Annotated in this window: 25 protein-coding genes; 10 read left to right on the plus strand and 15 right to left on the minus strand. The window is 67.8% G+C overall.

Features of this window, described 5'->3' with window-relative positions:
• Nucleotides 1-66: 66 nt before the first annotated feature.
• The gene (locus U9J23_RS23660; protein WP_229583059.1) at nt 67-603 is read left to right on the plus strand and encodes a J-domain-containing protein; all 537 of its coding nucleotides are present in this window, start codon (nt 67-69) and stop codon (nt 601-603) included.
• Here the strand turns inward: U9J23_RS23660 and U9J23_RS23665 are convergent.
• Nucleotides 590-1,243 carry a CoA transferase subunit B gene (locus U9J23_RS23665; RefSeq protein WP_059384403.1) on the minus strand — a complete coding sequence of 218 codons (654 nt, stop codon included), beginning with the start codon at nt 1,241-1,243 and terminating at the stop codon, nt 590-592. The two genes, U9J23_RS23660 and U9J23_RS23665, sit on opposite strands and share 14 nt — an antisense overlap.
• 3 nt (nt 1,244-1,246) lie before the next feature.
• A complete protein-coding gene (locus U9J23_RS23670) occupies nt 1,247-2,008 on the minus strand; it encodes a CoA transferase subunit A (protein ID WP_059384402.1) in 762 nt (253 codons plus the stop codon).
• 202 nt (nt 2,009-2,210) lie between these two features.
• Between U9J23_RS23670 and U9J23_RS23675 the strand changes: the two genes are divergently transcribed.
• Nucleotides 2,211-2,984, plus strand: coding sequence for an IclR family transcriptional regulator (locus tag U9J23_RS23675; protein WP_016696360.1), 774 nt, complete (start codon nt 2,211-2,213; stop codon nt 2,982-2,984).
• A gap of 7 nt (nt 2,985-2,991) precedes the next feature.
• On the opposite strand, the gene U9J23_RS23680 is transcribed toward U9J23_RS23675, so the two are convergent.
• From U9J23_RS23680 to U9J23_RS23700, 5 genes are read right to left on the minus strand one after another with little or no spacing between them, the layout of a single operon-like run.
• Nucleotides 2,992-3,813, minus strand: a complete 822-nt coding sequence (locus tag U9J23_RS23680) for an HpcH/HpaI aldolase/citrate lyase family protein (RefSeq protein WP_006550751.1) — start codon at nt 3,811-3,813, stop codon at nt 2,992-2,994.
• On the minus strand, nt 3,810-4,304 hold the full coding sequence (locus U9J23_RS23685; protein WP_006550752.1) for a MaoC family dehydratase: 495 nt from the start codon (nt 4,302-4,304) through the stop codon (nt 3,810-3,812). Before U9J23_RS23685 ends, U9J23_RS23680 begins: the two co-directional genes overlap by 4 nt.
• Entirely contained in the window at nt 4,301-5,464 is a 1,164-nt protein-coding gene (locus U9J23_RS23690) for an acyl-CoA dehydrogenase family protein (RefSeq protein WP_085468596.1), read from the minus strand. The genes U9J23_RS23685 and U9J23_RS23690 overlap by 4 nt, the downstream gene beginning before the upstream one ends.
• Entirely contained in the window at nt 5,464-7,467 is a 2,004-nt protein-coding gene (locus U9J23_RS23695) for an acetyl-CoA carboxylase biotin carboxylase subunit (protein WP_272266147.1), read from the minus strand. The genes U9J23_RS23690 and U9J23_RS23695 overlap by 1 nt, the downstream gene beginning before the upstream one ends.
• 8 nt (nt 7,468-7,475) lie before the next feature.
• Nucleotides 7,476-9,071: a carboxyl transferase domain-containing protein gene (locus tag U9J23_RS23700; protein ID WP_059384397.1), complete on the minus strand. Its 1,596-nt coding sequence runs from the start codon at nt 9,069-9,071 to the stop codon at nt 7,476-7,478.
• An 89-nt stretch (nt 9,072-9,160) separates the two neighbouring features.
• On the opposite strand from U9J23_RS23700, the gene U9J23_RS23705 reads away from it, so the two are divergent.
• Nucleotides 9,161-9,820, plus strand: a complete 660-nt coding sequence (locus U9J23_RS23705) for an SACE_7040 family transcriptional regulator (protein ID WP_059384396.1) — start codon at nt 9,161-9,163, stop codon at nt 9,818-9,820.
• Nucleotides 9,817-10,587: a thioesterase family protein gene (locus U9J23_RS23710; protein ID WP_272266150.1), complete on the plus strand. Its 771-nt coding sequence runs from the start codon at nt 9,817-9,819 to the stop codon at nt 10,585-10,587. The genes U9J23_RS23705 and U9J23_RS23710 overlap by 4 nt, the downstream gene beginning before the upstream one ends.
• Before the next feature lie 87 nt (nt 10,588-10,674).
• Here the strand turns inward: U9J23_RS23710 and U9J23_RS23715 are convergent, their stop codons facing one another.
• The gene (locus tag U9J23_RS23715) at nt 10,675-11,547 is read right to left on the minus strand and encodes an LLM class F420-dependent oxidoreductase (protein WP_202400343.1); all 873 of its coding nucleotides are present in this window, start codon (nt 11,545-11,547) and stop codon (nt 10,675-10,677) included.
• 264 nt (nt 11,548-11,811) lie between these two features.
• Here U9J23_RS23715 and U9J23_RS23720 point away from each other — a divergent pair, with 264 nt between their 5' ends.
• Together U9J23_RS23720 and U9J23_RS23725 are read left to right on the plus strand one after the other, a co-directional pair.
• On the plus strand, nt 11,812-13,452 hold the full coding sequence (locus U9J23_RS23720) for a sensor histidine kinase (RefSeq protein WP_106200971.1): 1,641 nt from the start codon (nt 11,812-11,814) through the stop codon (nt 13,450-13,452).
• Nucleotides 13,449-13,913, plus strand: a complete 465-nt coding sequence (locus U9J23_RS23725; RefSeq protein WP_174479677.1) for a response regulator — start codon at nt 13,449-13,451, stop codon at nt 13,911-13,913. The genes U9J23_RS23720 and U9J23_RS23725 overlap by 4 nt, the downstream gene beginning before the upstream one ends.
• 34 nt (nt 13,914-13,947) lie before the next feature.
• Here U9J23_RS23725 and U9J23_RS23730 read toward each other — a convergent pair whose 3' ends face one another.
• A complete protein-coding gene (locus U9J23_RS23730) occupies nt 13,948-14,193 on the minus strand; it encodes a DUF6480 family protein (protein ID WP_024102438.1) in 246 nt (81 codons plus the stop codon).
• A 229-nt stretch (nt 14,194-14,422) separates the two neighbouring features.
• Between U9J23_RS23730 and U9J23_RS23735 the strand changes: the two genes are divergently transcribed.
• Nucleotides 14,423-15,604 carry a zinc-dependent alcohol dehydrogenase gene (locus U9J23_RS23735; RefSeq protein ID WP_059384392.1) on the plus strand — a complete coding sequence of 394 codons (1,182 nt, stop codon included), beginning with the start codon at nt 14,423-14,425 and terminating at the stop codon, nt 15,602-15,604.
• A gap of 59 nt (nt 15,605-15,663) precedes the next feature.
• Here the strand turns inward: U9J23_RS23735 and U9J23_RS23740 are convergent, their stop codons facing one another.
• Nucleotides 15,664-16,089, minus strand: a complete 426-nt coding sequence (locus tag U9J23_RS23740; protein ID WP_059384391.1) for an Hsp20/alpha crystallin family protein — start codon at nt 16,087-16,089, stop codon at nt 15,664-15,666.
• A gap of 165 nt (nt 16,090-16,254) precedes the next feature.
• Between U9J23_RS23740 and U9J23_RS23745 the strand changes: the two genes are divergently transcribed.
• The 3 genes from U9J23_RS23745 to U9J23_RS23755 all read left to right on the plus strand — a co-directional run bounded on the left by U9J23_RS23745 (nt 16,255) and on the right by U9J23_RS23755 (nt 18,146).
• Nucleotides 16,255-16,611, plus strand: coding sequence for a MerR family transcriptional regulator (locus U9J23_RS23745; protein WP_059384390.1), 357 nt, complete (start codon nt 16,255-16,257; stop codon nt 16,609-16,611).
• 371 nt (nt 16,612-16,982) lie between these two features.
• Nucleotides 16,983-17,195 carry a hypothetical protein gene (locus U9J23_RS23750; RefSeq protein WP_143533348.1) on the plus strand — a complete coding sequence of 71 codons (213 nt, stop codon included), beginning with the start codon at nt 16,983-16,985 and terminating at the stop codon, nt 17,193-17,195.
• Between the two features lie 57 nt (nt 17,196-17,252).
• A complete protein-coding gene (locus tag U9J23_RS23755; RefSeq protein ID WP_272266160.1) occupies nt 17,253-18,146 on the plus strand; it encodes an AAA family ATPase in 894 nt (297 codons plus the stop codon).
• A gap of 54 nt (nt 18,147-18,200) precedes the next feature.
• Here U9J23_RS23755 and U9J23_RS23760 read toward each other — a convergent pair whose 3' ends face one another.
• The 5 genes from U9J23_RS23760 to U9J23_RS23780 are packed head-to-tail and all read right to left on the minus strand — an operon-like array spanning nt 18,201 to nt 22,757.
• On the minus strand, nt 18,201-18,632 hold the full coding sequence (locus U9J23_RS23760) for an OsmC family protein (protein ID WP_272266162.1): 432 nt from the start codon (nt 18,630-18,632) through the stop codon (nt 18,201-18,203).
• Nucleotides 18,633-18,658: 26 nt separating this feature from the next.
• Nucleotides 18,659-19,996, minus strand: coding sequence for an LLM class flavin-dependent oxidoreductase (locus tag U9J23_RS23765; protein WP_272266351.1), 1,338 nt, complete (start codon nt 19,994-19,996; stop codon nt 18,659-18,661).
• A 50-nt stretch (nt 19,997-20,046) separates the two neighbouring features.
• A complete protein-coding gene (locus U9J23_RS23770; RefSeq protein ID WP_272266164.1) occupies nt 20,047-21,126 on the minus strand; it encodes an NrtA/SsuA/CpmA family ABC transporter substrate-binding protein in 1,080 nt (359 codons plus the stop codon).
• 42 nt (nt 21,127-21,168) lie between these two features.
• Entirely contained in the window at nt 21,169-21,921 is a 753-nt protein-coding gene (locus U9J23_RS23775) for an ABC transporter ATP-binding protein (protein WP_272266166.1), read from the minus strand.
• Nucleotides 21,918-22,757, minus strand: a complete 840-nt coding sequence (locus U9J23_RS23780; protein WP_272266167.1) for an ABC transporter permease — start codon at nt 22,755-22,757, stop codon at nt 21,918-21,920. Before U9J23_RS23780 ends, U9J23_RS23775 begins: the two co-directional genes overlap by 4 nt.
• Nucleotides 22,758-22,884: the final 127 nt, after the last annotated feature.

Here is a 22,884-nt window from a genome sequence, read left to right on the forward strand (position 1 = left end):
CGTGGCTCAGGTTAGGACACCTCGCTCCGCACGCGGGACAGGCGCCCGCGCTGGCATCCTGGATGTGTGACCGAGCGCAAGCGGTGGGATCTGACGTTCGAGACGTGGATCGAACGTCAGATCCGTGTGGCGCAGGACCGCGGCGATTTCGACGATCTGCCCGGTTACGGCAAACCCATCCCCGATCACGGCGACGACGAGCTGTGGTGGGTGAAGAGTTATCTGGCGCGCGAGGGTCTGTCGACGGAAGCGTTGCTGCCGCCCGAACTGCAGTTGCGGCGCGAGATCGAGCGGCTGCCCGACACGGTCGGCTCGGCGCCCAGCGAGAAGGTGGTGCGCGAGATCGTCTCCGATCTCAACCGGCGGATCGCCGACTGTCTGCGTTTCCCGAGCGGCCTGCCCGTACCGATCCACAAGGTCGACACCGAGGAGATGGTGGAGGTGTGGAGGGTCGAGCGGGCACGTCGTCGCGAGGAGGCCCGCACGGCCCTGAACTCGACGCGACCCCGGCTCGAGACGGAGTCCGAGACCGGGGTCGCGCGGAGAAGGTGGATCTTCCGGTGGTTCCGCAGGCGGAACCGGCCGGTCGTCAGGGAAGGGTGAGCGGTGCTCCGGTCGCAGCGCGCACCTGCTCCTCGGTGACGCCCGGGGCGCACTCGGTCAGGACGAGGCCGTCGGCGGTCACATCGATCACCGCGAGGTTGGTGATGATGCGCTGCACCACGCCCTCACCGGTGAGCGGCAGCGAGCACTCCGAGACGATCTTCGGGTTGCCCTGCTTGTCGGTGTGCTCCATGAGCACGATGACCTTGCGGGCACCGTGGACGAGATCCATCGCCCCGCCCATGCCCTTGACCATCTTGCCGGGCACCATCCAGTTGGCCAGATCGCCGGTGGCCGAGACCTCCATGCCGCCGAGCACCGCGGTGTCGATGTGGCCGCCGCGGATCATGCCGAAGCTCAGCGCCGAGTCGAAGAAGGCAGCGCCGGGGTTGACCGTCACGGTCTCCTTGCCGGCGTTGATCAGGTCGGGATCGACCGAATCCTCGGTGGGGTACGGCCCGGTGCCCAGGATGCCGTTCTCACTGTGCAGGGTCACGTGCACACCCTCGGGCAGGTAGTTGGGGATCAGCGTCGGCAGGCCGATACCGAGGTTGACGTACTCCCCCGGCGAGAGTTCCTGCGCGGCACGCGCGGCCATCTGCGTGCGCGTCCACCCCTGTGTCTCGACAGCTGTGGTCATCTTCTACGCTCCCTTCGCGGCGCTGACGGTGCGCTTTTCGATCTGCTTGTCCTGGACACCGGTGTGCACGACCCGGTTCACGAAGATTCCCGGCAGGTGCACCTCGCCCGGATCGATCTCGCCCGGCTCGACGAGTTCTTCGACCTGGGCGATGCACACGCGACCGGCCATCGCGGCGAGCGGGTTGAAGTTCATCGCGGCCTTGTTGAACACCAGGTTGCCCTCGGTGTCGCCCTTGAGGGCGTGCACGAGCGAGAAGTCGGCGGTGATGGACTCCTCGAGCACGTACCGCTTGCCGCGGAACTCGCGGATCTCCTTCGCCGGCGACGCCACGGCGATCGAACCGTCGGCGTTGTACTTCCACGGCAGTCCGCCCTGCGAGATAGGCGTGCCGACACCGGCGGGGGTGAAGAATGCGGGGATGCCCGCGCCGCCGGCGCGGAGCTTCTCGGCGAGAGTGCCCTGCGGGGTCAGCTCCACCTCGAGTTCACCCGAGAGGTACTGCCGGGCGAATTCCTTGTTCTCCCCGACGTACGATGCGGTGACCCGGCTGATGCGCTTGCTGCCCAGCAGGATTCCGAGACCGTGGCCGTCGACGCCGCAGTTGTTGGAGAACACCTCGAGGTCGGTGGCCCCGGTGTCGGCGATGGCCTGGATCAGGATGTCGGGGATACCGCACAGTCCGAATCCGCCCACCGCGAGCGTCGCACCGTCACGGATGTCGGCGACGGCCTCCGCCGCCGTCTCGAACACTTTCGTTGCCAACTCTCACCTCTCGGGTTCCGGGGGAGCCGCCGGGGCTCCGCTGGACGAATCACGTCCACTGGATGAACGCGGTCACATTCTTGGTTTCTACTAAAAAGTCTGCAGGTGGCGAACACAAGTACCTGCCGAAATCTGCCGAAAATTGGTCGTTCATCGAACGGAGACCCCATATGCGTTCACTGAATGGACGTAGAATCGATACATGTCGTCCGATGCACGGGGTCAACTGGTCACGCGGATCGCCGCTCTGCTGCGCACCGTCTCGTCGCACGAGCCGGAAGGGGTGACGACCTCCGAGGTTGCGCGCAGCACCGATCTCGCCCGGCCCACGGTGCACCGCCTGCTCAGCTCGCTCGCCGACGAGGGGCTCGTCGACCGGGATCCGGCCTCGGGACGCTGGGCCCTCGGACCCGAGCTCTACCTGCTGGGATCGCTCGCATCGGTGCGCTACGACATCACCGACCTCGCGGGCGACGTGCTGCGCGATCTGGCGCGCGCGACCGGCGAGAGCGTCTTCCTCTCCGCGCGGCGGGGCGACGAGACGGTGTGCCTGGCGATGGAGGAGGGCAGCTTCCCGCTGCGTTCGCACGTGCTCCACATCGGGATCCGGTTCCCGCTCGGGGTGGCGTCGGCGGGGCTGGCGATCCTCGCGCACATGCCCGATCAGGACATCGAGGCGTATCTGTCGCGGGTGGATCTCACGGAGAATTGGGGACCGGACCATGCGCGACCCGCACTGGAGAAACGGATCGAGGCGACTCGGCTGGCCGGCTACGCCGTCAATCCGGCGCTGATCGTGGAGGGCAGTTGGGGAATGGGCGCCGCGGTGTTCGATCACCGCGGCGCCCCGACCTGGGCGTTGAGTCTGACCGGCGTGGAGAGCCGGTTCCGGCCCGATCGTGTGCCCGAACTCGGTGAGGCGCTGCTCGACAGCGCTCACCGTCTCACTCAGTTGTTGCGTCACCGTCCCCGGTGACGCGCGGTCATGCCGAGGCGGCAGCCGACGCGCGCTGCAGCACGCGTTCGGCGTGGCGCAGCACCGGGGCGTCGACCATCTTCCCTTCGAAATCGAAGACGCCGCGCTCCGATTCGGCGGCCTCGAGGACGCGTCGCGCCCACGCCTCCTCCTCGGGGGTGGGCGCGTACGCCCGGCGGACGACGTCGACCTGACTCGGATGGATCGACACCTTGATGTCGAATCCGACCGCTACGGCGTCGAGGGCCTCCTCGTGGAGACCGTCGGTGTCCTTGATGTTCAGGTACACCGAGTCGAGTGCCCAGCGGGCGTGACCCTTCGCGGCGAGCAGGGTCACCGACCGGGCGTGCTGCGCGACCGCGCGGTACGTCCCGTCGGCGCGACGGCTTGCGTTGCCACCGAGTCCGGCGACGAGATCCTCGGCACCCCACATCATTCCGAGGGTGTTCTCGGCGACGGCGATGTCCTCCACCGCGAGCACCCCGAGGGGCGACTCGATGAGCGCGACCACCTCGAGCGGTGCGAGCGAGCGCACCTCGTCGCCGCTCTCGCACTTGGGCAGCATGACCCGCGTGTACGACGTACGGCGCAGCGCCTCGAGATCGGCCTCGTGGTCGGCCGTGCCCACCGGGTTGACCCGCACCACGGTGCGTTCGGGGTCGAGCGGGGTGGCGATCAGCGCCTCACGGGCGGCCTGCTTGTCGGCCGGTGCGACGGCATCCTCGAGGTCGATGATCACCACGTCGGAGCGTTCGGCGGCCTTGGCGTAGCGCTCCGGACGATCGGCGGGACAGAAAAGCCATGCGGGGCCGGGGAGTTCCCAGGTCATGTCGTGGGCCTCTTCTGGACGAGGGTCTTGCGCACGGCGACGGCGACGACGTCGCCGTGCTGGTTGCGACCGGTGTGTTCGAGGGTGACGATGCCCTCCCCCGGCCGGCTCTTCGACTCGCGCTTGTCGACGATCTTCGTCTCGGCGTAGAGCGTGTCGCCGTGGAAGAGCGGCTTGGGGAAGGAGATCTCGGAGAATCCGAGGTTCGCGACGATCGTGCCCTGCGTGAGCTGGGCGACCGACAGTCCCACGATCGTCGAGAGCGTGAACATCGAATTGACCAGACGCTCACCGAAACTCGTCTCGGCGGCGTAGGCGGCATCGAGGTGCAGCGCCTGCGTGTTCATCGTCTGCGTCGTGAACAGCGTATTGTCGGCCTCGGTGATCGTCCGGCCGGGGCGGTGCTCGTAGATCGCGCCGAGTTCGAATTCCTCGAACCACAGGCCGCGCTGGACGATCCGTTTCTCCACGGTGGTGTCGGTCTCGCTCACAGTCCCAGCTCCCGTCCGATGAGCATGAGCTGCACCTCGGTGGTGCCCTCACCGATTTCGAGGATCTTGCTGTCGCGGTAGTGGCGCGCCACGGCGTACTCGTTCATGAAGCCGTAGCCGCCGTGGATCTGCGTCGCGTCGCGCGCGTTGTCCATCGCGGCCTCGGACGCGACGAGCTTGGCGACCGCGGCCTGCTTCTTGAACGGCTTGCCGGCGAGCATCGCGGCGGCGGCGTCGTAGTAGGCGGTGCGTGCGGCGTGCGCACGTGCCTCCATGCGGGCGATCTTGAAGGCGATGGCCTGGTTGCTGCCGATCGGGCTGCCGAAGGCCTCGCGCTCCTTGGCGTACTTCACCGATTCGTCGACGCAACCCTGCGCGGCGCCGGTCGACAGCGCGGCGATCGCGATGCGGCCCTCGTCGAGGATGCGCAGGAAGTTGGCGTAGCCGCGGCCCCGCTCGCCGAGGAGGTTCTCCTCGGGCACCCGCACGTCGGCGAAGGTGAGCGGATGCGTGTCGGAGGCGTTCCAGCCGACCTTGTTGTAGGCAGGTTCGGCGGTGAAGCCCGGCGTGGAGGTCGGCACGAGGATCGTGGAGATCTCCTTCTTGCCGTTCTCCCGCACACCGGTGACGGCGGTGACGGTCACGAGCGAGGTGATGTCGGTGCCGGAGTTGGTGATGAACTGCTTGTTGCCGTTGATGATCCACTCGCCGTTCTCGAGCTTGGCGGTGGTCTTGGTGCCTCCGGCGTCGCTGCCCGCACCCGGCTCGGTGAGACCGAAGGCCGCGAGGTTGCGGCCGCTTGCGAGCTGCGGCAGCCACTCCTCCTTCTGCTTCTCGTTGCCGAAGCGGTAGATCGGCATCGCACCGAGCGAGACACCGGCCTCGAGGGTGATGGCGACGGACTGGTCGACCTTGCCGAGTTCCTCGAGGGCGAGGCACAGCGCGAAGTAGTCGCCGCCCATGCCGCCGTACTCCTCGGGGAACGGCAGACCGAACAGGCCCATCTCGGCCATGCCCTGCACGACCTCGTAGGGGAACGAGTGCTCGGCGTCGTGCTTGGCGGCGACCGGCGCGACCACCGTGCGGGCGAAGTCGGCGACCGTCTTGCGCAGCTGCTCGTACTCGTCGGGAAGTTGACCCGTGGCCAGGTATTCCGTCATTACTGTGCATCCTCCGTGTCGGCGTGCGGGGTGACTCGCACGAGAAGTTGATCGACCTTGACCTGCTCACCGGCGGCCGCGAACAGTTCGACGGTGCCGTCGATGGGGGCGGTGAGCGAATGTTCCATCTTCATGGCCTCGACGACGACGAGCGTCTGTCCGGCCGTGACGGTGTCGCCGGAGGCGACGGACACCGCGATGACGGCGCCGGGCATCGGGCTCGTGATGTCGGCGTCGCCCGCGTGCGTGTCGTCGCCGCGGACCGATGCCTCGCGCACCTCGCGGACGGCGACGCTGCCGTGGCCGTCGGAAAGCCAGACCGCACCGTCGGATTCGCCGACGCGGTAGCTGTGACGTCGGCCGTCGAGCACGACCGCCAGATCGGAGCCGTGCAGCACGGCGCTGAACCGGTAGGTCTCGCCGTCCTCGACCTCGGCGACACCGGCCGCCGGGGTTCCGGTCAGGCGCACGTGTGCGGTGCGGTCGCCGGAAGTGAGCCGCGACGTGACGGGCCGGTGGGCACCGACGCGCCAGCCGTCGGGCACCGCCCACGGATCGGTGGTGTCGCCCAACCAGCGGTCGAGCCACCGCAGGATCGCCGCGGCGACGAGCGTGGAATCGGCGGTGGTGGGGGCGGTGTAGTCGCCGACCCGGCGGTCGAGGAGTCCGGTGTCGAGCGCACCGGCCACGACGTCGTCGTCGGCGAGCAGGAACCGCACGAAGTCGACGTTGGTGACGACGCCGAGCACGGCGGTCTGCGCGAGCGCCCGGTCGAGGCGACGCAGCGCTCCGGCGCGGTCGTCGGCGTGGGCGATGACCTTGGCGAGCATCGGGTCGTAGTCGCTGCCGACCACGGTGCCGGCGCGGATGCCGGAGTCGACGCGCACACCGGGGCCGGTGGGTTCGACGACGTCGGCGATCTCGCCGCCGGTGGGGAGGAAGCCGCGGGCCGGGTCCTCGGCGTAGACGCGGGCCTCGATCGCATGGCCGGTGAGGGTGATGTCGTCCTGGGTGAAGCCGAGCGGCTCGCCCGCGGCGATGCGCACCTGCCATTCGACGAGGTCGAGGCCGGTGACCATCTCGGTGACCGGATGCTCGACCTGCAGTCGGGTGTTCATCTCCATGAAGAAGAACTCGTCGGGCTTGTCGGCGGAGACGATGAACTCGACGGTGCCGGCGCCGGTGTAGTCGACGCTGCGCGCGGTGTTGCACGCGGCCTCACCGATGCGGGCGCGGGTGGCCTCGTCGAGCAGCGGCGAGGGTGCTTCCTCGATGACCTTCTGGTGCCGCCGCTGGAGGCTGCACTCGCGCTCCCCCAGGTGGACGACGTTGCCGTGCGCGTCGGCAAGGACCTGGACCTCGATGTGCCGGGGGCGCTGCACGAACCGCTCGAGGAAGAGGGTGTCGTCGCCGAACGCCGACGCCGCTTCGCGACGGGCGGATTCGAGCGCGGCGGGCAGATCCTTCGGGTCCTCGACGAGGCGCATGCCCTTGCCGCCACCACCGGCGGACGGCTTGACGAGCACGGGATAGCCGACGTCCTCGGCGCCCGCGATCAGTTCGTCGTCGCTCAGGCCGGGCCGGGAGATGCCGGGCACGACGGGAACGCCGAACTCCGACACCGCGGCCTTGGCGGTGATCTTGTCGCCCATGGTCTCGATGGCGTGGGCGGAGGGGCCGAGGAAGGCGATACCCGCGGTGGCGCACGCGGCGGCGAAAGCCGAGTTCTCCGAGAGGAATCCGTAACCGGGGTGGATGCCCTGCGCGCCGGTGGCGAGCGCCGCGTCGATGACCTTGTCGATCACCAGGTAGCTCTCGCGCGCCGCGGCGGGTCCGAGCAGCACCGCGGTGTCGGCCTCCTGCACGTGCCGGGCGTCGCGGTCGGCCTCGCTGAACACGGCGACCGAGCGGATACCCATCGCCTTCAGGGTGCGGATGACGCGCACCGCGATCTCGCCGCGGTTGGCGACCAACACCGTGTCGATCCGAGTCGTATCAGTCATGGGTGCACTCACATCCGGAAGACGCCGTAGGAGACCGGCTCGAGCGGGGCGTTGGCGCACACCGACAGTGCCAGTCCGAGAACTTTTCTGGTGTCTGCGGGATCGATGATGCCGTCGTCCCACAGGCGCGCGGTCGAGTAGTAGGGATTGCCCTGCTCCTCGTACTGGGCGCGGATCGGAGCCTTGAACTCCTCCTCCTGCTCGGCCGTCCAGGGCTTGCCCGAGGCGTCGAGCTGGTCGGAACGCACCGTGGCCAGCACCGAGGCGGCCTGCTCGCCACCCATGACGGAGATGCGGGCGTTGGGCCACATCCACAGGAAGCGAGGCGAATACGCGCGACCGCACATCGAGTAGTTGCCGGCGCCGTACGAGCCGCCGATGACGACGGTCAGCTTCGGTACCCGGGCGCACGCGACGGCGGTGACCATCTTCGCGCCGTGCTTGGCGATGCCGCCGGCCTCGTAGTCGCGGCCGACCATGAAGCCGGAGATGTTCTGCAGGAACACCAGCGGGATCGAGCGCTTGTCGCACAGTTCGATGAAATGCGCTCCCTTGACGGCGGATTCGCCGAAGAGCACACCGTTGTTCGCGATGATGCCGACCGGGTGGCCGTGGATGCGCGCGAAACCGGTGACGAGCGTCTTGCCGTATTCGGCCTTGAACTCGTGGAACGAGGAGCCGTCGACGACACGGTCGATGACCTCGTGCACGTCGTAGGGGATGCGCGAGTCGGTGGGCACCACGTCGTACAACTCGGCGGGGTCGGCCTCGGGTTCGACGGTGGGTTCGACGTCCCACGGGCGCGGGTTGCGCGGACCGAAGGTGGAGACGATGTCGCGCACGATGCGCAGCGCGTCGCGGTCGTCCTCGGCCAGGTGGTCGGTGACGCCGGAGACCTTCGAGTGCAGGTCGCCGCCGCCGAGCTCCTCCGCGGTGACGACCTCGCCGGTCGCGGCCTTCACCAGCGGCGGACCACCGAGGAAGATGGTGCCCTGGTTGCGGACGATGACGGCCTCGTCGCTCATCGCGGGGACGTAGGCGCCGCCGGCGGTGCACGAGCCCATGACCGCGGCGATCTGCGGAATCCCCTTGGCACTCATGGTGGCCTGGTTGTAGAAGATGCGGCCGAAGTGCTCGCGGTCGGGGAAGACCTCGTCCTGCCGCGGCAGGAAGGCACCGCCGGAGTCGACGAGATACAGGCACGGCAGGTTGTTCTGCAGCGCGACTTCCTGCGCCCGCAGGTGCTTCTTGACCGTGATCGGGTAGTAGGTGCCGCCCTTGACGGTGGCGTCGTTCGCGACGATCACGCACTCGCGGCCGGCGACGCGGCCGATGCCGGCGATCATGCCGGCGCCCGGGCACTCGTCGTCGTACATGCCGTTCGCGGCGAGCGGCGACAGTTCGAGGAACGGGCTGCCCGTGTCGAGCAGTTCGTCCACACGGTCGCGGGGAAGCAGCTTGCCGCGCGCAACGTGCCGCTCCCGAGCTTTCTCGCTGCCACCCAGTGCTGCGGCAGCGAGCTTGTCTCGGAGCTCTCCGACCAGCTGTTCGTGCTGGTCGCGGCTGGTTGTCGAGGCCGTCTCAGCGGTTGTCACGGACACCATCCTCGGTAGATCGACTAATCGCCATTAACTGAAATCTAGGTTAGTTATGATTAACCGAGTTGTCCAGACCACACCGAGCGGAGATTTTCATGACCGAGTCCGCGATCGACGTCTCGACCGCATCGGGACGCCCGACGCGGCGTAGCCTCGCCAAGGCGGAACGCCGACGGGACCTCCTGCGTGCCGCGGCGCACCTGATCGCCGAACGCGGATTCCCCGGAGTCCGCCTCGAAGATCTCGGTGCGGCCGTGGGGATCAGCGGTCCCGCTGTGTACCGGCACTTCCCCAACAAGGACGCCCTGCTCGTCGAGATCCTCGTCGAGATCAGCCGCCGCCTCCTCGCAGGTGGCACGCAGGTCGCCGAGACGACGCCCGACCCGCGCGACGCCCTCGAGGGGCTGGTCGACTTCCATCTCGACTTCGCGCTGGGCGAGCCCGATCTCATCCGCGTGCAGGACCGCGAGTTCACGTCCCTCCCCGACGAAGGGCAGCGGGAGGTGAGGGTGACCCAGCGTCGCTACGTCGAGATCTGGGTCGACGTCCTGCGCCGCATCGACCCCGCACTGCCCGAATCCGATGCGCGCACGATGGCGCACGCGACCTTCGGACTCATCAACTCGACACCGCACAGTGCCGACCCGCGTTCCCCCGAGGGCACCCGCGCGGTGCTGCGACGCATGGCACTGGCAGCTCTCGCCGCGACCCCCTCGGCTCTCGCGGCAGAGCCGGCACGAACGGAGACCGCATGAGCTACTTCGAACGACTCGGCCCGACCTCCTTCCGCGCCACCGAACACGTCGGTGGGGCGTGGAACGAGACGGAGCAGCACATCGCGCCCGCCCTCGGGTTGATCGCCCACGTCGTCGAATGCGACCGCGACGCGCGGCGCGACGACGACCTCGCGATCGGACGCCTGTCGTACGACATCCTCGGCACCGTGCCCGTCGGTCCCGTCGTCACGACCGTCGAGGTCCTGCGGCCCGGACGCACCATCGAACTCGTGGAAGCGACACTCGCCTACGACGGGCGCGCGATCGTGCGTGCCCGCGCGTGGCTGATGCAGACTCGCCCCACCGCGGAGATCGCCGGCACCACGCTGCAGCCGATCCCGTCGCCCGAGGACTGCGAACCCTGGGACCCGACGACGCTGTGGCCGGGAGGATTCATCGACTCGGTGGAGGTGCGTCGCGTCTCGACCGCACCCGGACGGGCCTCGTTCTGGGTGCGTACCGATCTTCCGCTCGTGGAGGCCGAGAAGGTCAGCGATCTCGCCGCCACGGCCGGCCTGTTCGACATCGCCAACGGCATGGCGGTGCGTGCCGATCCGAGGACGGTCGCCTTCCCCAACCTCGACCTGACCGCGCACCTGTTCGCCGAACCCCGCGGTGAATGGATCGGCTTCGATACGTCGGTCTCGTTCGGCGCCGACGGCATCGGCCTGACGAGCACGGTGCTGCACGATGCGACCGGCCCGATCGGCACGATGTCCCAGATCCTCACGGTGCGGCCGATCTGAGCGGCCGCACCGGTCCGGAGGTCTCGGAGTCCGGTGACCTCGAGGTTCGGTGACCTCGGGGTGCGGCGCCCTCGGGGTTCGGTGGCCTCAGCTCAGCAGCGCGGACGCGAGCTGCCGGTAGCCCTCGCTCGGGAAGGTGAACGGATCCGCGGTGAGCACCTGGATGGCCACCTCGTCGGCACCGGCGGCGTAGTGCTTCTCGATGCCGGCGACGACGCTGTCGAGATCACCCCACGGGATGAGCACGTCCATCAAGGCGTCGCTGCCACCGTCGGCGAGGTCCTCGTCGGTGTACCCGAGACGACGCAGGTTGTTCGAGTAGTTCGGCAGCGCGAGATAACCGCGCATGTACTCGCGGGCGATGCCGCGCGCGACGGTCTCGTCGGTTTCGAGGACGACGGCCACCTCGGGCGCGAGCAACGGCTCCGAGCCGAGGGCCTCACGCGCGACCGCCGTGTGCTCGGGCGGAACGAAGTACGGATGGGCTCCTGCCGCGCGCTCGGCGGACAGCTTCAGCATGCGCGGGCCGAGCGCCGCGAGGACCCTGCGATCGGTGGGCACCGGCGTCGACGCCGCATCGAGACCGTCGAGGTACTCGACCATCCGGCTGTAGGGCTTGGTGTAGCTGGTGTTCTCCCGCGCGTCGACGACGGGAGCGTGACTCGTTCCGACTCCCAGCAGGAAACGACCGGGATACCGCGACTCCAGATCGGCGACCGCAGCGGCCGTGGTCTCCGGGTCGGCGTGCCAGATGCTGATGATGCCGCTCGCCAGTTCGAGCGTCGTCGTCGCCGCGAGCAGTTCCCCGTAGACGGAGGGGAAACCGTCCTGGAATCCGCCGGACGTCCACAACCGGGAGTACCCGAGCTCCTCCAGTTCGCGGGCAGCGCCGAGCGCCTGCTCGCGAACCTTCCGACCGAGCCAGAACGCGCCACCCCACACACTCACTCGTCGTGTCATGCGACCGACCCTAGTCGCGTTCCGACACTCGGTGCAGCCGCTTCGGCCCGTGGCCGGATCGGGACGGCTCCACCGGTCGGCTACAGTTCGCATTCGGGTTCAACAGACAGCCCGTCCATACGTGTGTTCGCAGACCGACAGGTCCGGGACCGCACCGCCGTCGGGATTCGTCGCCCGTAGGCGCGAATCGGGCACGGACCGGGAAGCTGGGGTGGATGTGATCGGTTTCGTGCGTTCCGCCGAAGTCGGAGCGACGGTGCAGCGATGAGGGATCCTTCGGTTCCCGAACCGCGTATCGAGCGCATCTCCTCGCGGCTGGCCGTGCAGAGCTGGTTCCAGTTGGCGTTCGCGCTCCTCGCGGTGTTCGCCGTCGTCGGTTCGATCGTGGGCGGGATCTTCATCCAGCGCACCGTGCAGATCACCGACGAGGTGACCGAGCGGATCCAGCCGGCGATGACGCAGGCCTTCAACTTGCAGACCGCTCTGCTCGATCAACAGACCGCGGTCCGCGGGTACGCGCTCACGACCGAACCCGTCTTCCTCGGGCCGTACCGTGCGGGTCAGGAGAACCAGCAGGTCGCGCTCGATCGTCTTCGCGTGCTCCTCGCCGAGCATCCGGATCTGCTCGCCGACATCGACACCATCGAGGCCGCCGCTGCGCAGTGGCGGACGCAGTACGCAGAGCCGATCATCGAGACCGTCGTCCCCGGGGAGCCGCGTCCCGTCGATCCGGCCCTGGCGGAGCAGGACCGGCTGGCCTTCGGTGAGATCCGGTCGATGTTCGCCCAGGAGAACAGCGCGCTCTCCAACGTCCTGGCGGAGGACCTCGACGAACTCGCGGAGTCCCGCACCATCCGCAATTCGGTGCTGATCGCGATGGTGATCACGTTCATCCTCACCGGTCTCGCCACGGTGGTTCTCGTCCACAACCTCGTCGCCGTGCCGCTCGCCAGGCTCCGCGGGGCCAGCCGCCGGGTCGCGCTGGAGGAGAACTTCTACCAGCACATCTACCCCCAGGGACCGAAGGACATCCGGGCACTCGCCCTCGATGTCGAGACGATGCGCGGTCGTATCGCGGACGCGTTGGCGGACTCCCGGAAGCAGCAGACCCTGCTCGCGAAACAGACCGAGGATCTCGATTCCCAGGCCGAGGAACTCCGTCGCTCGAACACCGAACTCGAGCAGTTCGCCTACGTCGCATCGCACGACCTGCAGGAACCGCTGCGGAAGGTCGCGTCCTTCTGCCAGCTGCTCGAGAAGCGGTACGGCGACGTCCTCGACGATCGCGGACGGCAGTACGTCGAATACGCCGTGGACGGCGCGAAACGGATGCAGGTGCTGATCAGCGATCTGCTCGCCTTCTCCCGGGTCGGACGCGTCCACGACGCCTACGTCCGGGTCGACCTCGGCCGACCGCTCGAGAAGGCGTTGTTCAATCTCTCCGCGTCCGTCGAGGAGTCGCAGGCGCGGATCGAACGTCCCGACGACCTTCCCGAACTGACCGGCGACCCCACTCTGCTGACGATGCTGTGGCAGAACCTGGTCGGCAACGCCATCAAGTTCCGACATCCCGATCGCACCCCGGTGATCAGGATCGAGTGCGAAAAGGTCGAGGACGAGTCGGACGGTCCGCAGTGGCACTTCTGCGTCACCGACAACGGCATCGGAATCGACAGCGAGTACGCCGAGAAGGTGTTCGTCATCTTCCAGCGGCTGCATCCTCGCGACGATTACCAGGGCACCGGTATCGGACTGGCGCTGTGCAAGAAAATCGTCGAGTATCACGCTGGAAGAATCTGGATCGACACCGAGTACGGCGATACTCATACCGAGGGCACTCGAATCTGCTTCACCCTCGGAACCGCATCACGCCCCGTCGAGCAGAAGCAGGGGACAACGTCATGAGGAGCACGATCGTGACCTATCCCGCTGCCCGACCGGTGGACGTCCTGTTGGTCGAGGACGATCCCGGCGACGAGCTGATGACCCGTGAAGCATTCGAGGACAACAAGATCGGCAACGCCCTCCACGTCGTCCGCGACGGGGCGGAAGCACTCGACTTCCTGTACCGCCGGGGCGAATACGAGGGTGCGCCGCGCCCGGATCTGATCCTGCTCGACCTGAACCTGCCGAAATACGACGGCCGTCAGGTGCTGACGAAGATCAAGTCCGATCCGGAACTGTCCGACATCCCGATCGTGGTGCTCACGACCTCGTCGGCGGAGGAGGACATTCTCCGCAGTTACAAGCTGCACGCCAATGCGTACGTCACCAAGCCGGTCGATCTCGACCAGTTCATCGGTGCCGTGAAGCAGATCGACGAATTCTTCGTGCAGGTCGTGCGGCTACCGCGTCGCGGACGCTGACGAGAAGCTCCGCGGCGCGGCTCCGGCCGAACCGTCAGGACAGGATGCCGAAGATCGCGACCACGAAGATGATCACGATCACCGCGACGGCGAGCAGCGTGAGCCACCCGCTGATGGGGAATCGCTTCCTCGTGTCGGGCTCCGGTGCGGACAGCCCGGACGTCGTCCCCGAATCGGGGGGCGTCGATCCGGGCGCTACGCCACCGCCGGGTTCCAGATCCGGGGTGCGTGCAGGGTCGGGATCCTGGTTTCCATGATGTTCGGGGTCCGACGTGGTCACCTGACCTCCTTCTGTGCGGCTGCGCTCCCGTAGAGCGGCCGCAGACGTGTGTCGCGGTGAATTCGGTTCTACGGCGACATACCTCTCCCCCGCACTCCGCAAACCTGGCCTCCTGCGGCAGGCGACCTCTTCCGGTCCGGCGTTTGCCCGCTCCGAGCGCGGGTAGGCATCGAGGGACACGTGCCGGGTACGACCCGACATTCCTGCACCCGAGGAGCCGAGGAGCGACATGAAGGCAGTGACATGGCAGGGGCGCCGCAACGTGAGCGTCGATACGGTGCCCGATCCGACGATCCAGGAGGCCGGTGACGCCGTCATCCGCGTCACCACCACCAACATCTGCGGCTCCGATCTGCACCTGTACGAGGTGTTGGGAGCCTTCATGACTCCCGGCGACATCCTCGGTCACGAACCGATGGGCATCGTCGAGGAGGTCGGCTCCGGCGTCACGAAACTGAAGCCCGGTGACCGGGTGGTGATCCCCTTCCAGGTGTGTTGCGGCCAGTGCTTCATGTGTACCCACGGCCTGCATTCGCAGTGCGAGACCACGCAGGTCCGTGAGGAGGGCACCGGTGCCGCCCTGTTCGGCTACTCGAAGCTCTACGGCAGCGTGCCCGGCGGGCAGGCCGAATATCTGCGCGTCCCCCATGCCGACGCCACCCACATCAAGGTCCCGGAAGGGCCGGCCGACGACCGTTTCGTCTACCTCTCCGACGTGCTGCCCACCGCGTGGCAGGCCGTCGAGTACGCGGAGATCCCCGACGGCGGCAGTGTCACGGTGCTCGGCCTCGGCCCCATCGGTGAGATGGCCGCGCGCATCGCGGCGCACAAGGGTGCTCGCGTGATCGGCGTGGACATGGTTCCCGAGCGACTGGCCCGCGCGGCGTCCCGCGGTATCGAGGTCGTCGATCTGCGCGAGGTCGACAACAACCCCGGCGACATGATCCGTGACATGACGAACGGGCGCGGCACCGATTCTGTGATCGACGCCGTGGGTATGGAGGCGCACGGCTCGCCCGTCGCGAAGCTCGCCCAGAGTGCCGCCGGTTTCCTGCCGTCGGCGATCGCCGAGCCGTTCATGGAGAAGGCCGGAGTGGACCGTCTCCACGCGCTGTACACCGCGATCGACGTCGTGCGGCGTGGTGGCGCGATCTCGTTGAGCGGTGTGTACGGCGGGGCGGCGGACCCGATGCCGATGCTCACCCTGTTCGACAAGCAGATCCGTCTCCACATGGGTCAGGCCAACGTGTTGAACTGGGTCCCGGAGATCCTGCCGCTGCTGACCGACGAGGATCCGTTGGGGGTCGACGACTTCGCGACCCACCGCCTCCCGCTCGACGACGCGCCTCACGCGTACGAGATCTTCCAGAAGAAGCAGGACGGCGCCATCAAGATCGGCCTGAAGCCGTAGGAGCCGCGAAGAAACCGGGCCCGGGGGGCGCTTCCCCGGGCCCGGTCGTTCGCGTCGACTCAACTTGCGATCGCGGCCTGACCGTTCCTCTCCGCGTCGATGACGGTGATCTTGCGGGGCCGGGCCTTCTCCGCGACCGGGATCGTCACCCGCAGAACGCCGTTGCGGTAGTGCGCTTCGATCCGATCGGTATCGAGGGTGTCACCGAGGAACAGACGTCGGGTGAAGACACCTCTGGGCCGTTCGGTCGAGACGAACTCCTGGTCGCGATCGACCTCCGGACGTTCGGCGCGGACGGTGAGCACGTTGCGTTCGACGTCGAGTTCGATCGAGTCGACCTCGACACCGGGGAGATCGAACTCGGCGATGAAGCGGTCGTCCTCCCGCCACGCATCGAGCGGCATCACCGCCGGTCGGGCCATGGTGCCGAGCACCTGCTGCGCGAGACGATCGACGTCGCGGAACGGGTCGGTGCGCATCAACATCTGTCTGTCACCTCCGACTGTCCGGCCGTTCGTTACGGCCACACTCTCAAATTATCTATGCCATCCGGCACAGATTTATTATGGCCCCGGTGATACACTTCGGTCAAGGCCGCGGATGACCGCGGTGCGACCCGAGAACACCGACTCCGCCGACCGGAGGAAACGATGACGTTCGATCCGCTCCTGCGCGCGACGCCTGATCGGTCGCCCCGCGCCCAGCGCGGGGTCTACGGCATCTCGGTGGCCGCCGAACTCTCCGGACTCGACCCGCAGACCCTGCGCCTGTACGAACGCCGAGGGCTGCTGAACCCCGCCCGCACGGCGGGCGGGACGCGCCGCTACAGCGACAACGATCTCGAGACCGTGCAACGGATCGTCGAACTGGTGGGCTCCGGCATCAATATCGCCGGAGTCGCCCGGATCCTCGAACTCGAAGCGAGCAATGCGGCGCTGAGAGAGGACAACGACCGTCTGCGCTCCGCACTGGACAGCAGGCCTCCTCCCTCGCCACCGACCTCTTGAACCTCTTCTACCTGCACAAACAACATGAAGCCCGGACCGGCTCACGAGAACCGGGCTAAGATTCGAGAACGCCTCAGAAGTGCGTAGGAGTGCGTCCGGCCAAGGGACGCACCGATAGCAATAAGGGGTGACCCCAGTGCGCAATGCACAACACGATTCACCGAGAACCGGACAGGGACAGCAGGACACGACATCCCGGCCGAACCACATCGCGGACGACACGATCCGCTGGCCCGACCCGAGCCCCCTCGACGGATGGTGGGCCCGCGTGATGGGCAAGCCGGTTCCCTGAGAGGAACCGGCACGGCCGGACGATCCGACCGTGCGACGACATCGATTCGCCGAGTTGATCGATCGATATCGAGGTGGACATGATGCCGCACCGCGACCCGCTCTCCGGTGACCGGTGGGTCTTCCGTTGCGACCATTGCGATCATTGCTACCGGACCGTTGCACAGAGCAGGCCGCAGGCCGAGCTCTATGCCCGTATGAACGGCTGGACCACCGCACCGACGATGTTGTGCCCCGGATGCGCAACGCTGTTCGCCGGTGAGATCGCGCCGCTCGCGCACGTCGAGGGCTGAGCCGACCGATCGTTGCAGTCGCCGGTCGTGGGGCGGGTGAGCATCTAGGCTCGCCTCATGACCGGTGACGCGACACGCATCGACTCACCCGAGAAACTCTCGGCTGCTCTCGGGACCACGGGTTATCTCGCCGACGACGGACTGGCGACCGTCGCCTTCCTCGCGATGCGTATGGGCCGGCCGCTCTTCTGCGAAGGCGAGCCCGGAACCGGGAAGACCTCGCTCGCAGCGGCTCTCGCCCAGGCCCTGGATCTGCCGATGGTCCGGTTGCAGTGCCACGAGGGCATCGACGCATCGCAGGCCCTCTACGACTGGGATTTCCCCCGGCAGCTGCTCCATCTGCGGTCGCTCGAGGCGGCGAGCGACGGCGCGCTCGATGCGGACGCTGCGGAACGCTCCCTCTACACCGAGCGCTATCTCCTCGTCCGCCCGTTGTTGCAGGCGCTCACCGACTCACCGTGCGTGCTGCTCGTCGACGAGATCGACCGCGCCGACGACGAGTTCGAGGCGTTCCTGCTCCAGTTGCTCGACGAGAACGCGGTGACGGTCCCCGAACTGGGTGAGATCCGCGCGGAGGTCCCACCGCTGGTGGTACTCACTTCCAACCGCACTCGCGAGGTGCACGACGCACTCAAGCGCCGCTGTCTGTACCACTGGGTGGAGCATCCCGATCTCGAACGCGAGATCGCGATCCTGCAGCGGCGGTTACCCGGTCTGGGGCACCCCCTCGCCGAGCAGATCTCCCGCGCGGTGCGTTCACTCCGCGAACAGGATCTCCTGAAGCCACCGGGGATCGCCGAATCCCTCGACTGGGCGCGCGCACTGGTCGCCCTCGACCGCGACGTCCTCGACGCGACGACCGCCGCGGCGACACTCGGTGCCGTGTTGAAGTACCGCGAGGACATCGACCGGGTCACCCGTGCCGGACTCGACAACCTGGCGGTCGGATGAGAGCGGGGGACGACAGCGGTGGGATGACGATCGCCGTCATCCCACCGCCGGCCGTCATTCCGTGAACAGGCGCCCGTTGATCGTCAGTTCGATCCCGCTCCCCCGCTTGATCGTGTTGTAGATCGGGCAGGCGGCGACGAACTTCCGGCCGAGCGCGAAGGCGTCCTCGTACTCGACTCCGGAGACCTCGATCTCGAGTACGGTGCGGTCGTACCGGGTCGGGTCCACGGTGCCACGGGTGTGCGCGGCGCGGGTGACGATCCCGTCGATCCGCAGACCGTCCTCCTTCGCATTGTGCTCGAAGTTGGCCATCGCACAGGAGGTGAGTGCGGCGAGGAGCAGTTCCCCGGCGTGTACGGCCTCACCCCCGGCGAGGCGGGAATCGGTGACGAGATGGTTGCTGCGGGCACTGACGACGAAGCGTCCCGTCTCGGTGGTCACCGTTCCCGTGACCACGGCGTCGTGCTCCGTCCCGTTTCCGGTCACAGGGGTATCCGTCCGTCCGGCCGTGCTCATCCCTGTGCCCCGGAACGCCGCTGCCATTCACCGGAGGCGGGACGGGTCAGCCCCAGATTCTCCCGCAGGGTCGAGCCCTCGTACTCGGTGCGGAAGATGCCGCGCTTCTGCAACTGCGGCACGACCTGCCGGGTGAAGGACTCGAAGCCACCGGGCTGGTAGGGCACCTGCAGGGTGAACCCGTCGGCGGCACCGTCCTCGAACCAGTCCTGCAGGCCGTCCGCGACCTCGTCCGCGGTTCCGATGAAGTTGCCCTCGTACCGTCCGCCGTACTGCTTGCCGAGCTGCCGCAGTGTCAGCCCCTCGCGCTCGGTGATCTCCCGGACCTCGTGGTAGTGCCCTGCCACACCGGGCACCTCGACCTCGGGGAGACGCTCGTCGAGCGGGAAGGTCGAGAGGTCGACGTCGAGGTGGTATGCGAGCGTGGACAATCCACCGATCGGCGGGACCAGCTCGAAGATCTCGTCGGCGAGTTCCTTCGCGCGAGCGGTGGTCGGTCCGACCACCGGCGTGATCGACGGGAGGATCTTGATCTCCTCCGGATCGCGCCCGAACGTCGCGGCACGCTCCTTGATCTCCGTGTAGAACGCCTGAGCCGATTCCTTGGACGCGTGGCTGCAGAAGATCACGTCCGACCAGCGGGCTGCGAAGTCCTTGCCCTTCGAGGACGCGCCGGCCTGGATGAGCACCGGATATCCCTGCGGCGGACGGGGAACGTTGAGCGGTCCCTGCACCGAGAAGTAGCGGCCCTTGTGGTCGACCCGGTGGACCTTGTCGGGGTCGGCGAACAGAGGCTGCTCGACGTCGAGCACGAGCGCGTCGTCGTCCCAGCTGTCCCAGAGCTTGCCCGCCACCTCGAGGAATTCGTCGGCTCGCTCGTACCGCGTGGAACGGTCGAACTGCTCGTCCAGGTTGAAGTTCCGCGCCTCGGATTCCTGGAAGGAGGTCACGATGTTCCAGGCCGCGCGACCGCCGGACAGGTGGTCGAGGCTGGCGAACGACCGTGCCACGGTGAACGGTTGCGCGTAGGTCGTCGAGACCGTCGCGGCGAGGCCGAGGTGACGGGTCACGGCCGCCATCGACGCGATGACCGGCAGCGGATCCACCCGCAGGGATCCGAGGGCACCGTACCGCAGTTGCGAATCGGTGCTGCCGCCGAAACGATCGGGCACGGAGACGATGTCGGCGAAGAAGGCGAGGTCGAACCGGCCGTCCTCGAGGGTGCGTGCCATGTTCTGGTAGTAGCTCGCATCGAGCCAGCCGGGCACCGAGTCGGGCAGGCGCCACCCGCCGGGTCGGCCCGGTCCCGCGGTGATGAACGCGGCGAGGTGCATCTTCTTGGTCACGAGAACTCCTGACTTGCTGTGTACCGGAACGGGTCCGGTCAGACCTGTGCCAGTTCGGCGGTGACGGCGGCACGGACGGAGTCGAAACGACTGTCGGACAGCCAGCTCCGCACATCGACCGTCTCCGGGTACACCCCGAGTGCATGGAAGTTGTCGGCGAGGTCCTGGGTCCCGTCGATCGCAGCGGTGTCCACCGCGGTGAACTCGCCTGCGCCCGAGTAGGACAGGCGCCGGTCGACGACGAGATCGCGGTAGACCTCCTTCTCGAGCTGCGAGTCGCCGAAGCCTCCGAGGGCGGCGAACTCGTCGACCGCGACGTCGGGCTGCGCCTCGATCCAGCGCTGCGCGTCGCGGACGTTGCGCGCGAGCTTCGCGGCGATCTCGGGGTGTTCGAAGGCGAACTTCTCGCTGGCGACGAAGAACGCGTAGTCGTAGGTCTTCACGTCGGGCAGCGTGTCGGCGTCGTGCTTGCGGCGGGCCAGTTCGATCGTGGGCTGCCAGTTGATCCACGCGTCGACCTTGCCCTGCGCGAAGGCTGCTTCGGCGTCGGCGGCGGTGAGATTGCTGTACTCGATGTCGTCGAGGGTCAGTCCCGCGGTCTCGAGGTACTTGACGAGGCTGTAGGTTCCGGTGGTGCCCTGCTGGTCGGCGACCTTGCGGCCCTTCAGATCCGCAGCGCTCCGGATGTCGGACCCGTTGGGCACGAGGATGTCGACCTCGTTGCTCGGCAGCGGGTAGGCGACGAGCGGCACGAACGGCACGTTGCCGCCGATGCCGTAGATCACCGCGGTGGCGGTGGCGAAGGAGAAGTCGATGCTGCCGGCCTTGATCGCCTCCATGACCGGAAGGGACGCCGTGAAGCCGGACTGGAAGTTCACCGGCACACCGAGATCGGCGGAGACATCGAACCCGCCGATGTTGTGGGAGAGCACGGCGCCGGGCTCGGCCTTGCCGTCGCCGATGAGCGCGTACCGGACCTCCGTGAGCTCACCGTCGTTCGCCGAATCGTCCGAACTGCACGCGGTGAGGGCACCGAGGCCGGCGAGTCCGAGCGCGCCGATACCTGCGGCACGCAGGAATCCGCGGCGATCGAGGACGGGGCGGGGCAGAGCGTTCATGATGCGGGGGGACCTTTCGATGGTTCCGGGAACAGTGAGGGGTCAGGATCCGGTGGCTGCGTGCACCGCGCGGTCGGCCTCGAGCAGACCGTCGAGCAGCTCTTCCTTCCACTCCGCGAGCTGTGCGTCGCCGCGGTGACGCGGACGTGCCTGGGGTACACGGAGATCACGTGTGATGCCTTGCGGGGTGAGCAGCAGGACGCGGTCGGCGAGTACGAGCGCTTCCTCGACGTCGTGGGTGACGAGCAGGACCGTGCGCGGATGTTCGGCGAGGATGTTCTCGAGGAGCTGCTGCATCGTGACCCGGGTGATGGCGTCGAGCGCACCGAAGGGTTCGTCGAGCAGCAGGACGTCGGGGCGGTGCATCAGCGCGCGGGCGAGCGCGACACGCTGGCGTTGTCCGCCGGACAGTTCTGCGGGCCAGGCCTTCTCACGGCCGGCGAGACCGACCTGTGCGAGCAGCTCGGCAGCCTTGTCCCGCTGCCCCTTCGTGCCCAGGGCGACGTTGTCGAGCACCGACTTCCAGGGCAGGAGACGGTCCTCCTGGAACATCATCCGCGCGGTCGGCCCACCCGCCGGTACGTCACCGATCGGGGTCATGGTGCCCGAGCTGGGCTCCTCGAGTCCGGCGAGGATGCGCAGCAGGGTCGACTTGCCGACGCCGCTGGGTCCGAGGATCGCGACGAAGTCGCCCGGGTCGATGGTCAGGTCGAGATCGCGGAGAACCTGGTTGTCGCCGTAGCGGCGTCCGATGGAGACCAGTTCGAGCCCGACGAGTCCGCGTGCGGTGGTCATCGTGCCGCCTTCCGGTAGTTCGGGTTCCAGCGCAGCACGCGGGCTTCGATGAAGCGGGTGATCTGGTCGGCGAGCAGACCTGCGCCGGCGTAGAGGACGATCGCGAGCACGATGCGTTCGTTGCGGAGCATGTCGCGGCCGTTCTGCGCGAGGTAGCCGATGCCTTCGCGGGTGGCGATGGTCTCGGCGATGACGAGGGTCAGCCACGCGACGCCGAGGGCGTACCGGATGCCGGTGAGGATCATGGGCATCGCGCCGGGGACGATCACCTCGCGGATCAACTGGCCGCGGCCGAGCCCGTAGGACTTCCCGAGCTGGATGAGCTTCTCGTCGACCGTGCGGATACCGCTGACGGTGTTGAGGTAGACCGGGAAGATCACGCCGAGCGTCACGAGCAGGACCTTGGGCATCTCCCCGATCCCGAAGGCCGCGATGAGCAGCGGCACGAGGGCGAGATGAGGCAGCGCGCGCACCATCTGGAGGGTGCGGTCGAACAGGCCTTCGGCGATGCGGGACAGGCCCACGGCGAAGCCGAAGGCGAGACCGATCGCGGCACCGACGACGAATCCGACGGCGATACGGCGCAGGCTCACGAGGATGTGCGACTGCAGTTCGCCGGTGGACCACAGCGACCGCGCGGCGTCGAAGACGTCCGTGGGCGGCGGCAGGATCGCCGCCGAGATCACGCCGGTGCTCGACGCCCATTGCCATCCGACGAGGACGAGCACGGGCACGACCCAGGGCAGCAGGGTCGTCCAGTGCGGGGTGCGCAGGCGGCCGAGGCCGCGGTTCGGCGCCGTGACGGCGGGCGCGACGGAGACGGTGGCGTCGCTCATCGCCGGTTCCCGAGGCCGGGTCGTGCGGTGTGGTCGGTCATGTCTTCTCCCTGTCGGTGATGCGGTCGCACGGCACGCTACGTCCGAATGAACGCAAATGTCGTCATTTGTATACACATGAATCCAA

The sequence above is a fragment of the Rhodococcus sp. PD04 genome, assembly GCF_035918275.1.
GTDB classification, from domain to species: domain Bacteria; phylum Actinomycetota; class Actinomycetes; order Mycobacteriales; family Mycobacteriaceae; genus Rhodococcus; species Rhodococcus rhodochrous.

What these genes read in the sequence shown, in the direction of transcription:
- U9J23_RS23665 (WP_059384403.1), bottom strand. Translation starts at nt 1,243, where the DNA reads ATGACCACAGCTGTCGAGACACAGGGGTGGACGCGCACGCAGATGGCC.
- U9J23_RS23675 (WP_016696360.1), top strand. Translation starts at nt 2,211, where the DNA reads ATGTCGTCCGATGCACGGGGTCAACTGGTCACGCGGATCGCCGCTCTG.
- U9J23_RS23680 (WP_006550751.1), bottom strand. Translation starts at nt 3,813, where the DNA reads ATGACCTGGGAACTCCCCGGCCCCGCATGGCTTTTCTGTCCCGCCGAT.
- U9J23_RS23690 (WP_085468596.1), bottom strand. Translation starts at nt 5,464, where the DNA reads ATGACGGAATACCTGGCCACGGGTCAACTTCCCGACGAGTACGAGCAG.
- U9J23_RS23695 (WP_272266147.1), bottom strand. Translation starts at nt 7,467, where the DNA reads ATGACTGATACGACTCGGATCGACACGGTGTTGGTCGCCAACCGCGGC.
- U9J23_RS23700 (WP_059384397.1), bottom strand. Translation starts at nt 9,071, where the DNA reads ATGGTGTCCGTGACAACCGCTGAGACGGCCTCGACAACCAGCCGCGAC.
- U9J23_RS23705 (WP_059384396.1), top strand. Translation starts at nt 9,161, where the DNA reads ATGACCGAGTCCGCGATCGACGTCTCGACCGCATCGGGACGCCCGACG.
- U9J23_RS23710 (WP_272266150.1), top strand. Translation starts at nt 9,817, where the DNA reads ATGAGCTACTTCGAACGACTCGGCCCGACCTCCTTCCGCGCCACCGAA.
- U9J23_RS23715 (WP_202400343.1), bottom strand. Translation starts at nt 11,547, where the DNA reads ATGACACGACGAGTGAGTGTGTGGGGTGGCGCGTTCTGGCTCGGTCGG.
- U9J23_RS23720 (WP_106200971.1), top strand. Translation starts at nt 11,812, where the DNA reads ATGAGGGATCCTTCGGTTCCCGAACCGCGTATCGAGCGCATCTCCTCG.
- U9J23_RS23725 (WP_174479677.1), top strand. Translation starts at nt 13,449, where the DNA reads ATGAGGAGCACGATCGTGACCTATCCCGCTGCCCGACCGGTGGACGTC.
- U9J23_RS23735 (WP_059384392.1), top strand. Translation starts at nt 14,423, where the DNA reads ATGAAGGCAGTGACATGGCAGGGGCGCCGCAACGTGAGCGTCGATACG.
- U9J23_RS23740 (WP_059384391.1), bottom strand. Translation starts at nt 16,089, where the DNA reads ATGTTGATGCGCACCGACCCGTTCCGCGACGTCGATCGTCTCGCGCAG.
- U9J23_RS23745 (WP_059384390.1), top strand. Translation starts at nt 16,255, where the DNA reads ATGACGTTCGATCCGCTCCTGCGCGCGACGCCTGATCGGTCGCCCCGC.
- U9J23_RS23750 (WP_143533348.1), top strand. Translation starts at nt 16,983, where the DNA reads ATGATGCCGCACCGCGACCCGCTCTCCGGTGACCGGTGGGTCTTCCGT.
- U9J23_RS23755 (WP_272266160.1), top strand. Translation starts at nt 17,253, where the DNA reads ATGACCGGTGACGCGACACGCATCGACTCACCCGAGAAACTCTCGGCT.
- U9J23_RS23765 (WP_272266351.1), bottom strand. Translation starts at nt 19,996, where the DNA reads ATGCACCTCGCCGCGTTCATCACCGCGGGACCGGGCCGACCCGGCGGG.
- U9J23_RS23770 (WP_272266164.1), bottom strand. Translation starts at nt 21,126, where the DNA reads ATGAACGCTCTGCCCCGCCCCGTCCTCGATCGCCGCGGATTCCTGCGT.
- U9J23_RS23775 (WP_272266166.1), bottom strand. Translation starts at nt 21,921, where the DNA reads ATGACCACCGCACGCGGACTCGTCGGGCTCGAACTGGTCTCCATCGGA.
- U9J23_RS23780 (WP_272266167.1), bottom strand. Translation starts at nt 22,757, where the DNA reads ATGAGCGACGCCACCGTCTCCGTCGCGCCCGCCGTCACGGCGCCGAAC.